This is a genomic window from Acinetobacter sp. SWAC5 (genome assembly GCF_003419885.1).
GTDB lineage: Bacteria > Pseudomonadota > Gammaproteobacteria > Pseudomonadales > Moraxellaceae > Acinetobacter > Acinetobacter cumulans.
In genome coordinates this window covers 109051-129170 of record NZ_QUWR01000001.1, presented here as the reverse complement: position 1 = coordinate 129170, position 20120 = coordinate 109051, and the positions used below count along the sequence as shown (strand labels likewise).

The window sequence follows — 20120 nt, the reverse complement described above, 5'->3', positions numbered from 1 at the left end:
CTTAAGCTTGTTCTACGTTGCTAACTTGAGCAGCAGCATTTACTACTTTTGCTTCAAATTCGCCACGGAAATGTTTGAGTGCGCCCATTAATGGTTCCATCGCACCTGGAGCGTGAGCACAGAAAGTTTTACCAATCCAAAGCTTACGAGTAAGCTCTTGTAAATGGTCAATATCTTCTTTTTTACCCGTGCCATCTTCCAATGCTTTAAGCGCTTTAACCGCCCAAGGTAAACCGTCACGGCAAGGCGTACAGAAACCACACGACTCACGTGCAAAGAATTCTTCGAGGTTACGTGTTGCTGAAACCATACATTGAGTTTGGTCTACAACCATGAGCAAACACGTACCTAAACGTGAACCCGCTTTCATGATGTTTTCTGCATCCATCGGTAAGTCGATGTGTTCAGCAGCCAAGAAGTCAGTTGATGCACCACCTGGTAACCATGCTTTTAGCGTTAAGCCATCACGCATACCACCGGCATGATCTTCAATCACTTCACGCGCAGTTGTACCAAATGGAAGTTCCCATAAACCAGGGAATTTCACTTTACCTGAAGCACCATAAATTTTTGTGCCTGGATCTTTTGATTTACCTTGAGATAAACCAACATACCACTCAGGACCACGAAGCATAATTGCTGGTAAGTTGTTGTAGGTCTCTACGTTGTTTACGATTGTAGGACGACCCCAAGCACCTGCAACTTGCGGGAATGGCGGTTTAGTACGAGGGTTCGCACGGCGACCTTCAAGCGAGTTAATCAATGCAGTTTCTTCACCACAGATATAACGGCCCGCACCTGTATGCACATGTAGATCAAAGCTCCAACCTGTACCGAGGATGTTTTCACCCAAGTAACCTTTGGCACGAATTTGCTCTAATGCTTCGTTCAGGTATTTCGCAGCTTCAATGTATTCGCCACGAATAAAGATATAACCGTGAGTTGCTTCAAGCGTATAACCCGCAATCAACATCCCTTCGATCAATTGGTGAGGAAGATCTTCCATCAACAAACGGTCTTTGAACGTACCTGGTTCCATTTCATCGGCGTTACAGATGAGGTAACGAGGACCTGAGTTATCATTTGGCGCCATAAGCGACCATTTAATACCTGCTGGGAAACCTGCACCACCACGGCCTTTTACAGTCGCAGCTTTAATCACGTCCAGTACTTCTTTCGGTTGCATACCTAAAGCTTTTTTGAAGCCTGCATAGCCTTCAAGTGCTTCATAGTCGTCTGCACCACGAACATTCGCTTGCTTGCTTAAACGCCAAGTGAGCGGATGAGTTTCTGGGTTACCGTCGCCATAAATTGGTTTTGGTTCAGTATTCATACATACTTCTCCAATAACTGTTTAATTGATGTCACTTCAACTAATCCGTGAGTATCTTCATCAATCATCAACGTTGGACCTTTATCACAGTTTCCTAAGCAGCAGATTGGAAGCAAAGTGAAACGGCCATCAGCAGTCGTTTGACCAAACTGAATACCTAATTCACGTTGAAAAGCTTCCGCTAAAGTTTCTGCACCCATCAAGAAACACGCAATTGAATCACATAATAAAATTACGTGACGGCCAACTGGTTGACGGTAAATACGGTTATAGAATGTTGCTACACCTTCAAGGTCAGCAAGTGTCATGCTCAGCAATTGAGCAATCGCATTCATTTGTGCATCATCTACCCAGCCATTACGACGTTGAACGCATTTTAATGCATCCAAACACGCTGCACGTGGGTACGGATAATGCTCAATGTGATGTTGGATATCGTGAATTTCGTCCGCAGTCAAAATCCCTTCAACATTCACACGTGGCTTTTTATCAGTCAAAATCATCATAATGCGTTACCCCTTAGCGATCCACGTCAGCCATTACGACGTCAATTGTCGCTAAATAAATGATTAAGTCAGATACAAGACTGCCGTTAATCACAGAAGGCATTTGCTGTAAGTGCGTGAAGGTTGGTGTACGAATACGCGTACGGTAACTCATCGTCGACTTATCAGACGTGATGTAGTAGTTCGACGCACCTTTCACCACCTCTGCCATTACAGATGCTTCACCTGCAGGCATTACAGGACCCCAAGATACGCTCAAGAAGTGCGTAATCAGCGTTTCAATATCTTGTAATGTCTTATCTTTTGGTGGTGGAACAGCCAGTGGATGATCTGCTTTGTACGCACCAGAAGGCATGTTGTCTAAACATTGCTTGATGATTTTGAGTGATTCTTCAATTTCACGGAAGTGAACAAGAACACGTGCATAAGCATCGCCTTCGTACTCTAACGGTACATCAAAGTCGTAGTTTTCATAGCCACTGTATGGACGGTACTTACGTACGTCAAAATCGATACCTGTAGCACGTAAACCTGTACCTGTTACGCCCCATGCCAATGCAGATTTTGCATCGTACTGAGCAACATTACGGGTACGACCGATGAATACTGAGTTTTTAAGCGCAGCAGTATAGTACTCTTTCAAACGACCTGGCATCCAATCCAAAATTTCACGGATTAGTTTGTCCCAACCATTTGGTAAGTCATGCGCAGTACCGCCAATACGGAACCATGCTGGGTGCATACGGTAGCCTGTGATCGCTTCGATTGCGTCATAGATTTTTTGACGATCGGCGAACATATAGAATACAGGCGTCATACCGCCGGCATCCTGAATCGCAGTACCAATAAACAGCAAGTGGTTATTAATACGGAACAATTCAGACATCATGACACGGATACATTGCGCACGGTCAGGTACAGTAATACCCGCCATTTGCTCCACGCCCATCACATAAGGCATGTTTTGTGCACAACCACCTAAGTAGTCCACACGGTCTGTATACGGAATGAATGAGTGCCAAGTTTGACGCTCAGCCATCTTCTCTACACCACGGTGGTGATAGCCGATGTCAGGTACGCAGTCTTTAACTTCTTCACCGTCCAACTGCAAAATTACACGGAATGCACCATGCGCAGATGGATGGTTAGGACCCAAGTTCAAGAACATGAAGTCTTCGTCAGCATTGCCACGTTTTAGACCCCAATCTTCAGGTACAAAACGTAGGTGTTCTTGCTCGAAATCTTGCTTCGCTTGGTTCTGCATATACGGTGTATATTCAGTTGCACGCGCAGAATATTCTTTACGAAGTGGGTGACCCTCCCAATATGTTGGCAACAAAATACGACGGAGCATTGGATGCCCTTCGAAATTGATACCAAACATGTCGTAGGCTTCACGTTCATACCAGTTCGCATTCGGCCAAATGTTGGTTGCAGTTTGGATGTTTAAGTCCGATTCGCTTAACGCAACTTTGATACGAATGTCACTGTTACGCTCTAGCGATAACAAGTGATAGAACACGGTGAAGTCAGACGCAGGTAAACCGTCGCGGTGCGTACGTAAACGCTCATCTACCGCAGACAAGTCAAACAGCATAACGTAAGGACGTGACACTGTACGCAAGAACATTAATACGTCTTGTACACGTGCGCGCTCAACCCAGACTGTTGGAAAGTCTTCGAAAGTCGTTTGCACATAGAAGTTCTCACCAAATTTGGCTTTGAGCTCTTCTACAATTGCAAATGCTGGGCGTGAATCAACAGGCGTTGATTCTGGCATAGCAATTTCAGTTTCAGCCATTAGCTTGGCTTCCTATTTAATACAAATTCAGTCAACCTAAACGACAATTACACCCATGTAGGGTGCATCAAACATTTGTCGTTTAAATTATTTAATTTCATCCATAGAGCGCAGGTTTTTCACAGCAATACGCTGTGCTTGTTTGCGGTCACGTTCTGGCTGCATCTTTGGCTTATACACTGGCTTAAGATCATCACCAATTACCGCAGACAATGGGCGGCGCTCGAGTTGAATTTGGTCTTGCAATAACATTAATGCTTGAATTAACGCTTCAGGACGTGGTGGGCAACCCGGAATGTACACATCCACAGGAATAATTTTATCCACACCTTGTACAACTGAGTAGATGTCGTACATACCACCTGAATTTGCACATGCACCCATAGAAATCACCCACTTAGGTTCAAGCATTTGTTCATACAAACGTTGAATTACAGGGGCCATTTTCATGAAACATGTACCAGCAACAATCATCACATCGGCCTGACGCGGTGAAGCACGAATTACTTCGGCACCAAAACGTGATAAGTCATGCACGCCTGTTAAGGTCGTTGCATACTCTACGTAGCAGCATGATGTACCAAAGTTAAACGGCCAAACTGAGTTCTTACGACCCCAGTTTACTGCTGTATGCATCAAGTCCTCTAAACGAGTCATGAATACATTTTTATTCACTTCTTCTTCAAGCGGATCAGTAACGATTTGACGCTCTTGAAGTGGATATTGATCAGCATCCGGATTCGCACGGGTTAATGTATATTTCATCCCGTCTTACTCCTTATCAGATGACGCAGCCGCTGATTTTTTCACACGGCCAGAAGATTGAGCTGGAATTTGACCAGTAGGGTCAATTACCAATTCTTCAATTGAGTTAAAGCGGGTAATTTCAGCAAGGTCCATAGTTGGTGAACCAATTTTAGGTTTAATCCCTGCTGCTTTACGTTTGTCTGATGGTGACCAGTTCAGAGCACCAGTAGAGAATTCGTAAATCAAACCAACGAGTAAAACTAAAATAAATACGGCAGCAGCTGCAAAACCAATCCAGCCCACTTCACGCACTGATACAGCCCATGCATAAAGGTATAGTGCTTCTAAGTCGAAAACGACAAAGAAAATAGCCACTAAATAGAATTTTGCAGACAAGCGGATACGAGCACCGCCTGCACCAACAACACCTGACTCAAACTGCTCTTGCTTAGCACGGCCCCACGATTTACCCCCTAGGAGTAACGGGACAGTGAGCATAAAGACGCATAGAAACGTAACGCCGATCACGAAGGCAATAATTGCCCATTCGTATGGAGTAATGGCACTCATGCGGGGATAACTCCTGGCAGGCCTAATTTATTAACAAAGAATGTATGTATTGGCCTTCAAATACACCAAACACAAAATTAATCCCGCCAATTGTACCTGATTTCTGATTTCACTTGCTAGTTCATAAGCCTTAGTCTTTTGGATGATTTTTTGGACATTTTTAGCTATAAGCTACGCTCTGGCTGTATTTTCAAGCAAATCATCGCTTTATTAAATAATTTTCCAAGTTATGATTATTTTTATAAATTTTCATCATTTTCACGCCAACACACCACAAAAACACATATTTTAATAAAAAATATCACCAACCGATCAAATAAAAAAATATGTTAAATAATTTATTATTATTTTCAATAAAAATATCACAATACGATAATTTTAATAATTTTTACCACATCAATTATCCCCCAATGAAACATTATTCAATTTATTTTTTCACCAATAGTTTAGCTTGCGATAAGAATTAATCCTCTTTTTTTTAAACATAGCTCATATTCAAACGCAGGCACATTTGTATTTTTTTGCAACAAATTCAAGTGACCTATCTGCTTTTAAAAAGAATTATGCTATTCCTAATTAAAACAACTTAAATAGAACCTGAGGGAGCAAGAAATGAATTTAGAATTCACACACAAACCAAACTATTTTTTGTTTGCCCAGCTGATTGTTCGTCATATTGAAAATTATATTGAAAAGCACCCAGATGCGAACAATGCCATTTTTGATTTGCGCGATATCTATGAATTGTTCCGTCAAGATAAAGCCTCTGCCACCACAAATCTCGATGGAATTTTAAATATTGCTGATGAATATATAGTGGAAACACTCAATGGCGATGAAAAGCTCATTAGTCGCTATAACATTGATACTCAAAATAACTCACTGCTGATTGACTTTAATAGTAACGCATTAGATAGCCTAAAAAATGGCAAGAAAATTATTCCGCCTGATGCAACAGTTTATGAATAAAGTACGACCTAGCTTAAAAGAGCGTATAAAAAGCCATTCTTGAAAGAATGGCTTTTTATGTGATCTGCAATGAAAACTCAGTCACCTATGGTTTTAATATTATATTTACTATGAATCTGTATTGTCTGACTCATTGCGCTCAACAGACTTTGTCCGTTTAAAGCGATTTGCAGGCCATGTCATGGTAAAGCGTGCCCCACCCAAACGCGGACTTTCATCGATCACCACTTGTCCACCAAACCAGTAAGCAATACGACTCACAATTGAAAGCCCTAAACCATAGCCACCTGAAGCACGAGTACGACTATCATCCAAGCGGGCAAACGCTTCAAAAATACGAGTACGCTCTTCTTCAGGAATACCCGGACCATCATCTTCTACACAGACATAGGCATTGCCAAATTCATCTAAACCACCACTAACTACCACGCGATTATCGCAATAGCGCACAGCATTGCCCATCAAGTTTTGTACTACGCGATGCAAATAGCGTCGCTCTGCATCAACTTCTATATGCAAAGGTGGTGCTTGTAGCTCAAGGGTTTTGCCTGTTTTTAAAGCTTCAGTTTCTATAACCACCTGATCCAAGAGCTCAAACAATGAAACTTTTTCAAATTCTAAAGAAGGCATGCCCTGCTCTAGTTTTGCATAAGTCATGATCTCATCAATTAAGGTATTGAGTGCCTCAATATCTTTATCAATCATTTCTACCTGTTGTAAACGGTACTCATAGTCATCTTCGTCGGCCAACATTTCCATGGCAAAACGAATACGTGCAACTGGGGTACGAAGCTCATGCGATACCGCTCGCATTAATTCACGCTGCGCCTCTATGAGACGTTCAATATGATCAGACATATTGTTATAACTGGATGCCAAGGAACCCATTTCGTCCGCACTATCTACAGGTAAACGAACCGTCATATCGCCTGTTTTCATTTTATTTAAGGCAAAATTAACCGCACGTAGTTTGCGCTGCATCGGCACCAGCAAGCCATACACACCAAGACTTAAGACAAATAAGCTTAATAAAGTAATGCCTGCTGCCAATTGAAAAGGCATCCAATTAAATAACGGTACAGGCCCCATAACCAAGACTTCAGACGTTGAACTTGGAATAGGAGAAACGATAGAGATGGTTGTACCACGTACAGAAGCACTGTCGCGATATAAAATAATACTGTGATCTAAACGTAGGCGTCCTATTTGCTCTGAATCTAGAGGCAAATCTTGCACATTTTGAATTTCAATTGGATAAGTAAAATAATGTTGAATCTTTTCTAGATATTTCTTTTCTTGTCCAGGATAGTAAACCAAATAATCCAATACAAATACCGGCAATGCCTTCATTTGCCGTTCTGTAATTTTATCTGCCTTAATATATAACAAGTGCTCAGGATCTTCCTGCAAGCCCATAATAATATAAGCAACATTCGTCTGAGCATCCCAACGCACCACGGCTTTACGCTTTTCTAAACGCTTGGCTTCTGCACGTGTTAAATCAACTTTTTCGGCTTTCACATAGTAAATAGGTAATTCCAGCAAAGCTGATGCATCTGAAATCCAATCCATTTTTTGTTGTGGATTGTTCTGACGTGCCACCCCTTCACTGATGATATACGCCATACCATCGGTTAAAGTCTCGCGATATTCTTGCGCACGCTGATAGTTAATAATCTGTACCAGTAAATAACTGAACAGCGCTACCAGCACCACAAGTATGACTAAACCTGTGTATATGCGCAAAAAAATACTATGTTTTAACAATTAGGGTGTCCTACAGCTCAAACTGGTGAAACGGCATCGCTTAAATGCCGTTGGTTTCTTTAACAAAAAGATAACCCTTACTACGAACTGTTTTAATTCGTTTTGGATTTTCTGGATCATCACCAATTTTTGGACGAATACGAGAAATACGTACGTCGATTGAACGGTCTTGGCCATCGTATTCAATACCACGTAGGCGTTCAAAAATATCTTCACGCGACAGGATACGCCCAGCATTCGATGCCAACAACCATAAAAGGTCATATTCCGCACTAGTAAAATCAACAAGTTCATTGTTTAAAGTGACTGAACGACCACCGTTATCAATTACGAGATCATCAAATTCAATGCGCTGCGCTACTTCTTCTTCTGGTGCTTTGTCTGTGCGACGTAACAATGCGCGAATACGTGCAAGCAATACGCGTGGTTGCACAGGTTTTGCTACATAGTCATCTGCACCCATTTCTAGACCCAATACTTGGTCCATATCTTCAGTACGTGCAGTCAACATTAAAATAGGTTGATGATAATGCGGACGCACTTCGCGACAAATGGTTAAACCATCAGCGCCTGGAAGCATTACATCAAGCACAACAAGATCTGGTTGTTCAGCAATGATACGACGAATCGCACGATTACCGTCTGGCTCTACCCCAACCTCTAATCCATTACGGATTAAATATTCTTGCGTTAAACGTGCAAGACGCTCGTCATCTTCAACAATTAAAATTTTTGGTAACTTTTCTTCTTGACTCATGTGAAGCCCCTTTATAGTAGTGCTTAGGTATCCTTTTGAAATCCAATAGATACGGCTAAATATAATTTGCAATATACACACGTTTACATTGTAAACAAGGGGGCGTTCACCAAACTGATACATCAATGCAACTTTTGATTAAAACTTATGGAGACTTTGAATTCCTTATCTTTTTTCTTTATACACCCACAAATTCCTGCCTTTTATTTAAAAATTAAGCGATAAAATGAATATCGATTTGCAACATTTTTATACATCTGGTGACTCTATGTTCAAATAACTTTTTATACATTTTTACTTATCCACAAGGTTATCTATAAGCACTTAATCCTAGCTTTGTTATGCTAGTGCCTTGTCTAATAAGGCATATACAAGAATCATAAAAAAAATGGATTTTTTTGCGATTGCGTCAAGCCAAAACCGATCGAAACATTTAGATAAATGTCAATATTGATCTAGCCAAATTTTTCCCGTATCTTGTGTCCAATTCACTTTTAAACCACTAAGTCTTGTGTTTATTCCTCAAACACTGTGGCATATTTTTTGCCCAGTTCAAACGGCCCTGAACATAACAATAGATGATAATGGAGCTATGCTGACATGAGCGTAATTACTTCAACCCCAGGCCAAATTCAGGTGATTAAACGCACCGGAGACGTGGCTACTTTTGATGCAGAAAAAATTTCTGTAGCAATTGGGAAAGCGTTCTTGGCTGTTGAGGGTCAACAAAGTACTGACTCTAGCCGTATCCACGACCGTATTTCTCAACTTACCGAGATGGTATTAAATACGTTCAATCGCCGTTTGCCTTCTGGTGGCACAATCCACATTGAAGAAATCCAAGACCAAGTTGAACTTGCACTAATGCGTACTGGCGAGCAAAAAGTTGCTCGTGCATACGTTATTTATCGTGACCAACGTGCAGAAGCGCGTAAAGCGACAGGTGCACACCATCACCCTACACTACAAATCACAGGTGCGAATGGCCAGCTTCAACCTCTAGATTTGAGCGCTTTAGAAGCCAATGTTGTAAAAGCAGCTGAAGGCTTAGAAGGCATTGACGTTCAAGCGATTGTTGAAGAAACCGTTAAAAACCTCTACAACGGCGTAAAAGAGTCAGACATCTCTACAACAATGATGATGGCAACACGTACACGTATTGAACAAGAACCAAATTATACATACGTGACTGCGCGTTTACTCCGTAACGAGCTTGTAGCAACTGGCTTAGAGTTTTTAGGTTTAGATGTAGAAACCGCTGAAGGTGATGCACTTGAGACTTTCTTAAAGAAAGGTATCGAGCTTGATTTACTTTCTCCAGAACTTCTTAATTTTGACCTTGCAAAATTGGCTACTGCAATCAAACCTGAACGCTCAAACCAATTTACATATTTAGGTCTACAAACTTTATTTGACCGTTACTTCATCCACTCAGATGGCGTACGTTTTGAATTACCGCAATTGTTCTTCATGCGTGTTTCTATGGGTCTATCACTCAATGAAGCAAACCGTGAAGAACGTGCGATCGAATTCTATGACCTATTGTCTAGCTTCGACTACATGGCTTCTACACCCACCCTATTTAACTCAGGTACGCTTCGTCCACAGTTATCTAGCTGCTACTTAACAACCATTGATGATGACTTGTTTGATATTTATGGCGCAATGCGTGATAACGCAATGTTGTCTAAATGGGCAGGCGGTTTAGGTAACGACTGGACACCAGTTCGTGCGCTTAACTCATACATTAAAGGTACGAATGGTAAGTCACAAGGTGTTGTACCGTTCCTTAAAGTTGCCAACGATACTGCTGTAGCGGTAAACCAAGGTGGTAAACGTAAAGGTGCAGTATGTGCATACCTTGAAACTTGGCACTTGGACATCGAAGAATTCCTAGAGCTTCGTAAGAACACAGGTGATGACCGCCGCCGTACGCATGACATGAACACAGCAAATTGGGTTCCTGACTTATTCATGCAACGTGTATTTGAAGATGCTGAATGGACACTATTCACGCCTTCTGAAACGCCTGATCTGCATGACTTAACAGGTGCTGAATTCGCTGAGCGTTATGCTTACTACGAAGCAATTGCGAAAGAAACAAATATGTTGCACAAGAAAATCCGTGCAAAAGATTTGTGGCGCAAAATGCTGTCTATGTTGTTTGAAACTGGTCACCCTTGGATCACATTCAAAGACGTATGTAACCTACGTTCACCACAACAACACGTGGGTGTAGTTCACTCTTCTAACTTGTGTACAGAAATTACGCTGAATACAAGCAAAGACGAAATTGCAGTATGTAACTTAGGTTCGATTAACCTTGTACAACACGTTCAAGGTGGTGTGTTAGACCGTGAAAAACTTGCGCGCACAGTGAAAACTGCGGTTCGTATGTTAGACAACGTAATTGACATCAACTACTACGCTGTTCCTCAAGCGCGTAACTCGAACTTGAAACATCGTCCAGTTGGTATGGGCATCATGGGCTTCCAAGATGCACTTTACGAAATGAAATTGGCTTATGGTTCAGAAGCTGCGGTTGAGTTTGCTGACGAATCAATGGAAGTTATTTCTTACTACGCAATTGCAACATCTAGCGACTTAGCTGTTGAACGCGGTACTTACGAAACATTTAAAGGTTCATTGTGGGATCAAGGTATTTTACCAATTGACTCGCTTGACCTTGTTGCAAAAGCACGCCCTGAGCGCATGTTTGAAGTTGACCGTACAACACGTTTGGACTGGGATACTTTACGTACTAAAGTTCAAAAAGACGGTATGCGTAACTCAAACGTGATGGCAATTGCACCAACTGCAACCATTTCGAATATTTGTGGCGTATCTCAATCAATCGAACCAACATTCCAAAACTTATATGTGAAATCTAACCTTTCTGGTGAATTCACTGTAATCAACCCGTACCTAGTACGTGCGTTGAAAGACCGTGGTCTTTGGGATTCTGTGATGGTGAACGACCTGAAACACTTTGAAGGTTCTGTTCAAAAGATTTCTCGTATTCCTGAAGAGCTTAAAGCGATCTTCGCGACTGCGTTCGAAGTTGAGCCACGTTGGATTGTGGATGCTGCATCACGCCGTCAAAAATGGATCGATCAAGCACAGTCTCTTAACCTTTACATCGCTGGTGCAAATGGTAAGAAACTGGACATGACATACAAAATGGCGTGGTTACGTGGTCTTAAGACAACTTATTACCTACGTGCATTGGGTGCAACATCTGCTGAGAAATCTACAATTAACACAGGCGCATTAAACGCAGTTAAACCTGCAACTGTAGCAGCGCCAGTAGCCGCGGTTGCAGCTCCAGAAGCAAAACCAGAAGCTCCTGCAGAGGAAGACGGCTTTGCAAATGCAGCGCCAGTGCCGCAAGCATGTTCAATTGACAACCCTGATTGTGAGGCTTGTCAGTAAATAATCCTCCCCGACCCTCCTTTTTCAAAGGAGGGAGATTCCTTGAAGCAAATGGCGGGATGCAAGTCCCCCTTTGCAAAAGGGGGATTTAGGGGGATTCAAAATTTAAGCAATAAAAAAGCCCTCTAGCGTCCGTCAAAACTAACTAGAAGGCTTACAATCTCGAAGTGATACCAAAATGGTCACGAAGAGGCTGGCATATATCAATGCGGTGATAATTCTACCATTGAATTATTATTCGAGCCAGTACAAGTCATTTTGATTTGTAAAGGAACGAGCCATGGGACATATCAAAAGTGTACATGTTCGCTCATATATTCGACGTCGATTTAATCGATTCGAAAATGTATGTGCACACTATCGTAGTCAACCCAAGTAATTGAGATGACTAGAGAGGCTCTTTAGCCTCTCAACTTTAACTGTAAAGGGGGAACCATGATGCACATGACTCATAACTATCAAATAGGGCTAATTGCTTTGGTAGTTTCCTTTATTTTGACCTTTTACGTTCCAATTGCTTATTTCTGGTTCAAAGCCCATAAATCGCGTAATCAACATAAATAATACTGCGTGTTTATCTAGACTTAAAACTTATTTATTTCCTAGTCACCGCGTGAATTCGATCATACCAACACCGACTAGTTTTTCTTAAAGACCTCGATTCTATCGGGGATTTTCGACGTGGATTAAAAATATAAGTCAATGATTTTTATTGATTTTTTCAATAAAACATAAACAACAACTAATGCTATAAAAATCAAAAAATTATATGACAATTATAACTTCAATGGTTAATTTAGCATCCGACTCATCTATCAAATTTAGCCAATAAAAACTACAATACCTCCCAAATTTATTAAATAACTAAATCGCCTAACTTTACAAAATGTTTGTTTGTTTTTAAGACATTCATCCATGTTTTGTAAATAAGTGAAGCGTATAATTTGTGAGAATTGATATGTCTATCCTAAGTTGGGACGATTTCGAAGATGATGAACCGAAACAAGCTGCACCAGCACAGCAGCCTGCGCCCGTCGAACCGCAAAAAGCGGCTGATTCGCAAGTGGTATCTCATGCACAGCAACCACAGACGAATTTGGCAGTTGCACAACCCGCTGGAACCAATCCAGCCCGAGGAGCAACAGCACATTCAACCAATTCGTTGGAAAGAGCATCTGCTGCCCTAAGTAATTTAGATGTAGCACCAGGCTTAGAAGAGTTGGAAATGGGTGCGCAACGTGTTCAAGTTGACGACAAAGCGATGATTAACTGTCGTGCTGACTTGAACCAACTTGTACCGTTCAAATACGAATGGGCTTGGCAAAAATACCTAGACGGTTGTGCAAACCACTGGATGCCTCAAGAAGTTAACATGACTGCGGACATCGCGTTATGGAAGTCTGAAAATGGCTTAACTGAAGATGAGCGTACGATTGTAATGCGTTCACTTGGTTTCTTCTCGACTGCTGACTCATTGGTTGCAAACAACTTGGTATTAGCGATTTACCGTCACATTACCAACCCTGAATGCCGTCAGTACATTTTACGTCAATCGTTTGAAGAAGCGATTCACACTCATGCTTACCAATACTGTATCGAATCTTTGGGTATGGATGAAGGCGAAGTCTTCAACATGTACCGCGAAGTTCCATCTGTAGCACGTAAAGCTGCGTGGGGCTTAAAATATACTCAACAGTTAAGTGATCCTACTTTCCAAACAGGTACAGCTGAAACTGACCAAATCTTGCTTCGCAATTTGATCGCATTCTACTGTGTACTTGAAGGTATCTTCTTCTACTGTGGTTTCAGTCAAATTTTGTCTATGGGCCGTCGTAACAAGATGAACGGTGTTGCTGAGCAATTCCAATACATCTTACGTGATGAATCTATGCACTTGAACTTTGGTATCGACATGATTAACCAAATCAAGATTGAGAACCCGCACCTTTGGACTGCTGAATTCCAAGAAGAAGTTGTTCAAATGATTCTTGAAGGTACAATGCTTGAAATCGAATATGCGCGTGACACGATGCCACGTGGTGTATTGGGTATGAACGCTGGCATGATGGAAGAATATTTGAAATTCATCTGTAACCGTCGTTTAAGTCAGCTTGGTTTACCTGAGCAATTTGCTGGTGTGAATAACCCATTCCAGTGGATGTCAGAAATGATGGACTTGCGTAAAGAGAAGAACTTCTTTGAAACTCGCGTAACTGACTACCAAACTGGTGGTGCGTTAAGCTGGTAATCGAAAGATTCAAAAAATCCCGTCCTAATGGCGGGATTTTTTATTTCAATAAATAATGTTAGAATTCATTAAAATCAAAAACTTAAAATAAAATATGACAGAAGCTCCGCTGATTCAGCAAGGCATTATTCACTATTATTCTGGAAATAATCGTTCAGGCATCATTCAATCTGAAAAACAGCATTATATTTTTGATGCTGACACCATTTTAATTGAAGACACAACTTTATATAAAAATGCTTCGGTCTATTTCTACTATCAAGCAGATAGTAAAAAAGTTACTGCCCTTTCTTCTGATAAAAATCAGCTAGTCTCGTATGTACAACAAATCGACCAAGACCATAACAAACTGATAGAAGTTGAAAGTTCTAGTACAGAAAAATGTGACAAAAAGGAAACTTCTTTAAAAGACAAAATTAAACGTATTCAAGTTCTCAACAAACGCCAAAAACTCATCTTTTATAGTTGTAGTATGTATTACTCCTGTATTGCATTGTGGGTGTGTAATTCAGATCGTTTTCTAGGCTTAAAATTTCACATTTGTTATCTACTTATCATTGCAATCATTTTTATGATCATCTTTATACAAGATAATAAATTAACCCGTACTGGATTGATCTGGCATAGTTTTGTTTTTACATTATTATTCTTTCAATTAACACTCTATGAATTACATAAATACCCAGAAACACTAAAGTTTCAAAGCCAAGAACTCTTATCTACTCGGGAAAACTTTGTTGAAGGGATCATCCATAATGAATATAAATCCGTCGGTTCAGGTAAAAGTCGCAGGTCGTGGACAGATACCGAACTACATACTGCGCAAGGGGATATTTTCACGATTTACTGCGATTTCATAGATACTTACGACTCCTGTGATCGTCTCAGTTCACTTTCAGAAAAACCTGTCCGCATTGGTTATGCAAAAAATATAAATCAATATACGACTCACCATGTACTTTTGCTATCACTTAGCAGTACTGATCTATCTATCCCAAAAAGTGCGATGATCCATACCTATCAAGAGCAGAAAAATACTATTTTTATTTATCTATTCTTAATACTGTTACCTCTTTATTTAGGGCCAATGCTTTTACAGATTGATTATTTTCGTAATCCCCCTGAATCGAGTATCGAAGACTCTCCGCAGTTAGCCATCGAATGATCTTTTCAACATAAATAAAAGTAAAAGCTGCAACAATGATATTTCTATTAAAAACTCTTCGTCACACTCAAGCCCGCACTCCAATTACGCCCTTCTGCTGGCTCAAAAAAGCGCTTATTGCTTTCATTCACAATCACAGAACCCGAATAATCTTTATCAAATAAATTATCCACACGTGTAAAGGTATTAAATGCCCAGTCATTCACTGTCCATTTGTAGCCAATATTTGCAGCAGCAACCACATAACTCGGTGCTGTGTCCGAGTTAATATCATCCACATAAACTTTATCGCTATAACGAACATCTACACCTGCGCGTAAACCAGTTTCAGGTTTCCATCCTAAAGCCAAAAATGCCTGATTTTTGGCAATCCCCGGAATATTGTTGCCGTTTGGAATTGGGCTAATCCCTGCAATATCTACCGTGTCTTTATCAAAAGTTGCATCTATATAGCTATAGCTGGCTTGTGCGGTCAAATCACGCCATACATCTTTTTGCCATGACAATTCAATGCCTTGTCTTAAAGTTTGGTCGGCATTACGAAAGGTTGCCTTACCGCCTTCATTTTTAAGAGGCACAATGTCATCTTGAGTCAGGGTATAAAACGCAGCAGCGGTAAATTTCCCCAGTGCATTATCCGACTTTAAACCCAGCTCATAGGTTTCACTTTCGGCCGCTTTTAAACTAAAAGGCGTGTTTGTTGTGACTGCTGGATAAGCCATTTCAGTAAATGTAGGCGTTTCAAAACCTTGCGCATAGCTCGCATAAGCCATCAGTTCAGGAGCTATCTGCCAGCTCAAAGCTAGTGAGGGCAACAGTTTTTGATAATCCGTTTTACCTGAGTTATCACCATTACTTAAAAAATGATCCTCGGTTTTAAAATGCACATTGCTATAACGCAAACCTGCATCTACATTTACGGCATCAGTTAAGGCATAAGAAGCTTGGGCATAAGGGTCAATATTCCATAAGCTATTGTCTTCATTGCGCCGTAAATCGCCTTTTACACCCAATACACTTCCAGCAAAGTTTTCATAACCACGGCGTTCTTCCGTCATGGCATCTATGGCAACACCCGCAATGAGTTTTAAATTGGGTAAAAGCTCTTTGCCTGTCCAGCGCAGATCTGTACCATAAAAATTACGATCAAAATCAATCACACCGCCTGCGTGATTGGCACCGCCCTGCGCTGTTTGCGGAATCGATTGATATTGCGTTACAGAGCGCTGACCTGCATAGGCCATGGCATAAATTTCATGCTGATCATTAATCGGTTTATTCCAGGTTAAACCCGTTTGCAACTGCTCAATATCTTTGCGAGCGTTGTATAGCAATACATTTTTTGCGACTTGCTTAGGATTTTCTTTCCAATCTTTTTTCTCTAAACCACCCGGATCATCTGCATCAATTTTAACGTAATTAGTTATCCAATTAATTTTAGAACCATCATCTAAATTCCAAGTCAGTTTTGCATTGCTTAAAACTTTATTAGCCGCGCTGTGATCTCTAAAACCATCTGTATCAAAATAAGATGAACTTAATATATAGCTCGGTTCGTTGGCATTTTTTGCACCGCCTTGCAGTACAACACTGGCCTGACCTTTATTTTCGCTACCACCTGAGTAACCCAACGTAATGGAGTCCTGCCCTTGCCCTTCACGGCTTGTGGTTAGAATGGTTCCCCCTGATGAGTTGCCATATAGTGAAGACAGTCCGCCACCCAAAACCTCAATATGATCCAGACTATTTAAATCAATATTCGACGTTTGGCCTTGCCCATCTGGCATAGTTGCAGGAATGCCATCGACATATAAACGCACTCCACGTACACCAAAACTTGAACGAGCGCCAAAACCCCGCATGGAAATTTGCAAATCTTGTGCATAGTTTTCACGGTTATTCAGCTGTAAACCCGGCACACCTTTTAAGGCTTCGGACAGGTTAACGTTCATGCCTTTTTGTGGCTCTTGCTGGATGTAATACGCAGATGCAGGTGTCGCCATGACATCTCGATCAGTTCGAGTGGCTTCTATCACAATAGTATCTAGTTTTTGCACTTGGCTTGTGTCATCTAATGCATAAATACTTTGTGCGGCACATGCAATCAATAAAGATAGCGTCGTCTTTAAAAATGGGAAATTCTGCTGATCATACATAAATGACAAACCTTATATTTAAGTCACTCAATAAAAATGGTGCAACATGAGCACATCATCTGTTTTTTTAAAATCTGTATTTTCTGAACATTTTAAAGTGATATTCAGCTTATTGGTTTTTTAAGCAACAAATCAACATCACGTTTATGCGTCAATCACTTTCGATGCTCTCTAGAAATCTGGATAAAAAAAGCCTGACGAATCAGGCTTTTTTAATATGAGTCATCGGCTTACTTATTTTTGATCAGGCAGTGCATAGGCAACCAGTGAGTCACCCATTTTGGTACCAAATGATCCGTGACCACCGGCCATAATCACAACGTATTGCTTACCGTTTATTTCATAAGTCATTGGCGTTGCTTGACCACCCGCAGGAAGACGACCTTTCCAAAGCTCATCACCATTGGTTACGTTAATGGCACGGATATAGTTATCTTGTGTACCACCCACAAACATCACGTTACCCGCAGTTGAGATTGAACCACCCAACATTGGCACACCCATTTTAAATGGTGGCAATGGAATGCCCGGCATACTGTCACGAATGGTACCAATGCGGCGTTTCCAAACTGTTTCATGTGTATTCAAATCCACACCCGCCACAAAGCCCCAAGAAGGCTGTTTACATGGCAGACCAAATGGCGATAAGAACGCACTGATTTCAACACCGTATGGCACGCCATACATTGGCTGAACACCTGCTTCTGTACCCGCACCTTTTGCAGTTTGTTTACGGTTCGGATCTTGAGGGATCAACTTGGTGACAAATGGCAATCCAATAGGGTTCATTACCGCGATTTGACGGTCAGGATTCACCGACATACCACCCCACTCGAACACACCCAAGTTACCTGGGAAGACCAAAGTGCCATTTTCAGATGGCGGTGTATATATGCCATCGTAATTCAATTTATGGAACGCAACACGGCACACCAATTGGTCAAACATCGTGGCACCCCACATTTGTTTGTCAGTCAGTTTGTCTTTAGGCGCCATATCAAAGTCAGAGAACGGCTGCGTTTTAGAATAGAACTCACCTTTGGTTTGCGGACCACGTTTCACTGTTTGAGGAACTGGTTTTTCTGTGATTGGCACAATCGCTTTCCCGTTACGACGGTCAAGCACAAAGGCATTACCAGTTTTGGTTAAAACATAGATTGCAGGAACAATATTGCCATCTTTGTCTTTAATATCCGCCAATGATGGTTGAGATGGTACGTCCATATCCCACAAATCATGGTGTGTGGTTTGGAAGTTCCAAATCAATTTACCTGTAGTGGCATTAAGTGCAAGCATTGAGTTTGCATAACGCTCATGTAACTTGGTACGGTTACCGCCCCAAATATCTGGAGTACCTACGCCTGTTGGAACATAAACAATATCAAGTTTTGCATCGTATGCTAAAGGTGCCCACGCATTTGGTGAGTTTTGAACATATTTTTGACCCGGTGCTGGAATTTTGTTTGGATCTTCCGCGCCTGTATCAAATACCCAAAGCAGCTCACCGGTATTTACGTCATAACCACGGATCACACCAGATGGTTCTTCTGTAGAGAAGTTATCTGTGGTTGAACCAGCAATAATAATGGTTGTACCTGTGACCACTGGAGGTGATGTTGGCACATAACCGCCTGGATAAGGGAATGGCATATCTTTTTGCAGATCAACTTCACCATTATGACCAAAGTCAGAACATGGTTTACCTGTAGTTGGGTTTACCGCAACAAGTCGGCCATCGTTCACAGGAAGAATCACTTTTTGTGGACATTCAGCAGACGTAGTTTTTTTGGCAGCTAAGCTTGCTTCAAAACCAACGGTATTATTTGCATCAAAATAAGATACGCCACGGCAGGTTAAATGCTGGAATGTATTGTCTGCGACTAACTTCGGATCAAAAGTCCATTTCGCCTTACCCGTAGCAGGGTCCAACGCTGTCAATTTTTGGTGGGTTGTACAGATGTACATGTTGTCGCCCACTTTAATTGGTGTGACTTGGTTCGTGGTTTCACCTGAGTCATTCTCAGTTTTAAACTCACCTGTGTGATATTCCCAAGCCACTTTCAGATCTTTGACGTTGTCTGAGTTAATTTGCTTTAACGGAGAATAACGCAAACCTGATTGTGTACGGCCATAAGCAGGCCAATCTTCATCCGCTACACCCGGAATTGCTGCGTGCTGCTCTGGCTGCTGGGTTTTCAACTCACCGCGGATTTCTTGCGGGTCATTAAAAATGGCATAGATCATCACTAAAATCGTAATTAGCAATGAACCGCCCAGCACCATTTGTGCGGTTTTCGATGCATCAAAACCACGGGTTACTGCTGGAATAAGTAGCAATAAACCAAAAACACCTAAAATATCTAAACGCGGTGCAAGCGCAAAGAAGTCTGAACCAACCTCCCAAAGCCCCCACACCACAGTACCGAGTACAAGTACGGCATAGACAATAAGTGCAGAACTTTTTAGCTTTTGTAATAGAACTGCAGTTGCGATGAAGAGAATACCTGCAATGATGTAGTACCAAGACCCACCAAGTACTGCAAGATAAATCCCTCCAATCAGTAGGCCTAAACCGAAGATTGCAGCAACTACTGCCAATATCGTTTTAAGCACTGAACCTGATGTCGAAGTATTCATGTTGAACACCTTTAAAAGATTCTATAGAAAGC

General features: G+C 41.4%; 13 protein-coding genes. 4 read left to right on the top strand and 9 right to left on the bottom strand.

Annotated features, from left to right (window positions below; translation table 11 throughout):
- Position 1: 1 nt before the first annotated feature.
- From nuoF to ndhC, 5 genes are all read right to left on the bottom strand, one after another.
- The gene (gene nuoF, locus DYI81_RS00585; RefSeq protein WP_106985484.1) at positions 2–1333 is read right to left on the bottom strand and encodes an NADH-quinone oxidoreductase subunit NuoF; all 1332 of its coding nucleotides are present in this window, start codon (positions 1331–1333) and stop codon (positions 2–4) included.
- Positions 1330–1839 carry an NADH-quinone oxidoreductase subunit NuoE gene (gene nuoE, locus DYI81_RS00580; protein WP_106985483.1) on the bottom strand — a complete coding sequence of 170 codons (510 nt, stop codon included), beginning with the start codon at positions 1837–1839 and terminating at the stop codon, positions 1330–1332. The genes nuoF and nuoE overlap by 4 nt, the downstream gene beginning before the upstream one ends.
- Before the next feature lie 13 nt (positions 1840–1852).
- Complete coding sequence (nuoC, locus tag DYI81_RS00575) at positions 1853–3640, bottom strand: NADH-quinone oxidoreductase subunit C/D (RefSeq protein ID WP_106985482.1); 1788 nt, start codon at positions 3638–3640, stop codon at positions 1853–1855.
- 87 nt (positions 3641–3727) lie between these two features.
- Positions 3728–4405 (bottom strand): NADH-quinone oxidoreductase subunit B, encoded by a 678-nt coding sequence (locus DYI81_RS00570; RefSeq protein WP_086212662.1) that lies wholly within the window; start codon positions 4403–4405, stop codon positions 3728–3730.
- 6 nt (positions 4406–4411) lie between these two features.
- Entirely contained in the window at positions 4412–4957 is a 546-nt protein-coding gene (gene ndhC, locus DYI81_RS00565) for an NADH-quinone oxidoreductase subunit A (RefSeq protein WP_106985481.1), read from the bottom strand.
- 612 nt (positions 4958–5569) lie between these two features.
- Between ndhC and DYI81_RS00560 the strand changes: the two genes are divergently transcribed.
- Entirely contained in the window at positions 5570–5926 is a 357-nt protein-coding gene (locus DYI81_RS00560; RefSeq protein WP_117006413.1) for a hypothetical protein, read from the top strand.
- A 108-nt stretch (positions 5927–6034) separates the two neighbouring features.
- Here DYI81_RS00560 and bfmS read toward each other — a convergent pair whose 3' ends face one another.
- Both bfmS and bfmR read right to left on the bottom strand, forming a co-directional pair.
- The gene (gene bfmS / locus DYI81_RS00555; protein WP_117006412.1) at positions 6035–7693 is read right to left on the bottom strand and encodes a sensor histidine kinase BfmS; all 1659 of its coding nucleotides are present in this window, start codon (positions 7691–7693) and stop codon (positions 6035–6037) included.
- A gap of 40 nt (positions 7694–7733) precedes the next feature.
- Positions 7734–8450: a response regulator transcription factor BfmR gene (gene bfmR, locus DYI81_RS00550; protein WP_106985478.1), complete on the bottom strand. Its 717-nt coding sequence runs from the start codon at positions 8448–8450 to the stop codon at positions 7734–7736.
- Between the two features lie 600 nt (positions 8451–9050).
- On the opposite strand from bfmR, the gene DYI81_RS00545 reads away from it, so the two are divergent.
- From DYI81_RS00545 to DYI81_RS00535, 3 genes are all read left to right on the top strand, one after another.
- Complete coding sequence (locus tag DYI81_RS00545) at positions 9051–11882, top strand: ribonucleoside-diphosphate reductase subunit alpha (protein WP_117006411.1); 2832 nt, start codon at positions 9051–9053, stop codon at positions 11880–11882.
- A gap of 958 nt (positions 11883–12840) precedes the next feature.
- Positions 12841–14130, top strand: a complete 1290-nt coding sequence (locus tag DYI81_RS00540; protein ID WP_106985476.1) for a ribonucleotide-diphosphate reductase subunit beta — start codon at positions 12841–12843, stop codon at positions 14128–14130.
- Positions 14131–14224: 94 nt separating this feature from the next.
- Positions 14225–15295 carry a hypothetical protein gene (locus tag DYI81_RS00535; RefSeq protein ID WP_117006410.1) on the top strand — a complete coding sequence of 357 codons (1071 nt, stop codon included), beginning with the start codon at positions 14225–14227 and terminating at the stop codon, positions 15293–15295.
- Between the two features lie 47 nt (positions 15296–15342).
- Here the strand turns inward: DYI81_RS00535 and DYI81_RS00530 are convergent, their stop codons facing one another.
- Both DYI81_RS00530 and DYI81_RS00525 read right to left on the bottom strand, forming a co-directional pair.
- A complete protein-coding gene (locus tag DYI81_RS00530) occupies positions 15343–17451 on the bottom strand; it encodes a TonB-dependent receptor (RefSeq protein WP_117006409.1) in 2109 nt (702 codons plus the stop codon).
- Positions 17452–17685: 234 nt separating this feature from the next.
- On the bottom strand, positions 17686–20088 hold the full coding sequence (locus tag DYI81_RS00525) for a glucose/quinate/shikimate family membrane-bound PQQ-dependent dehydrogenase (RefSeq protein ID WP_117006408.1): 2403 nt from the start codon (positions 20086–20088) through the stop codon (positions 17686–17688).
- Positions 20089–20120 lie beyond the last annotated feature (32 nt).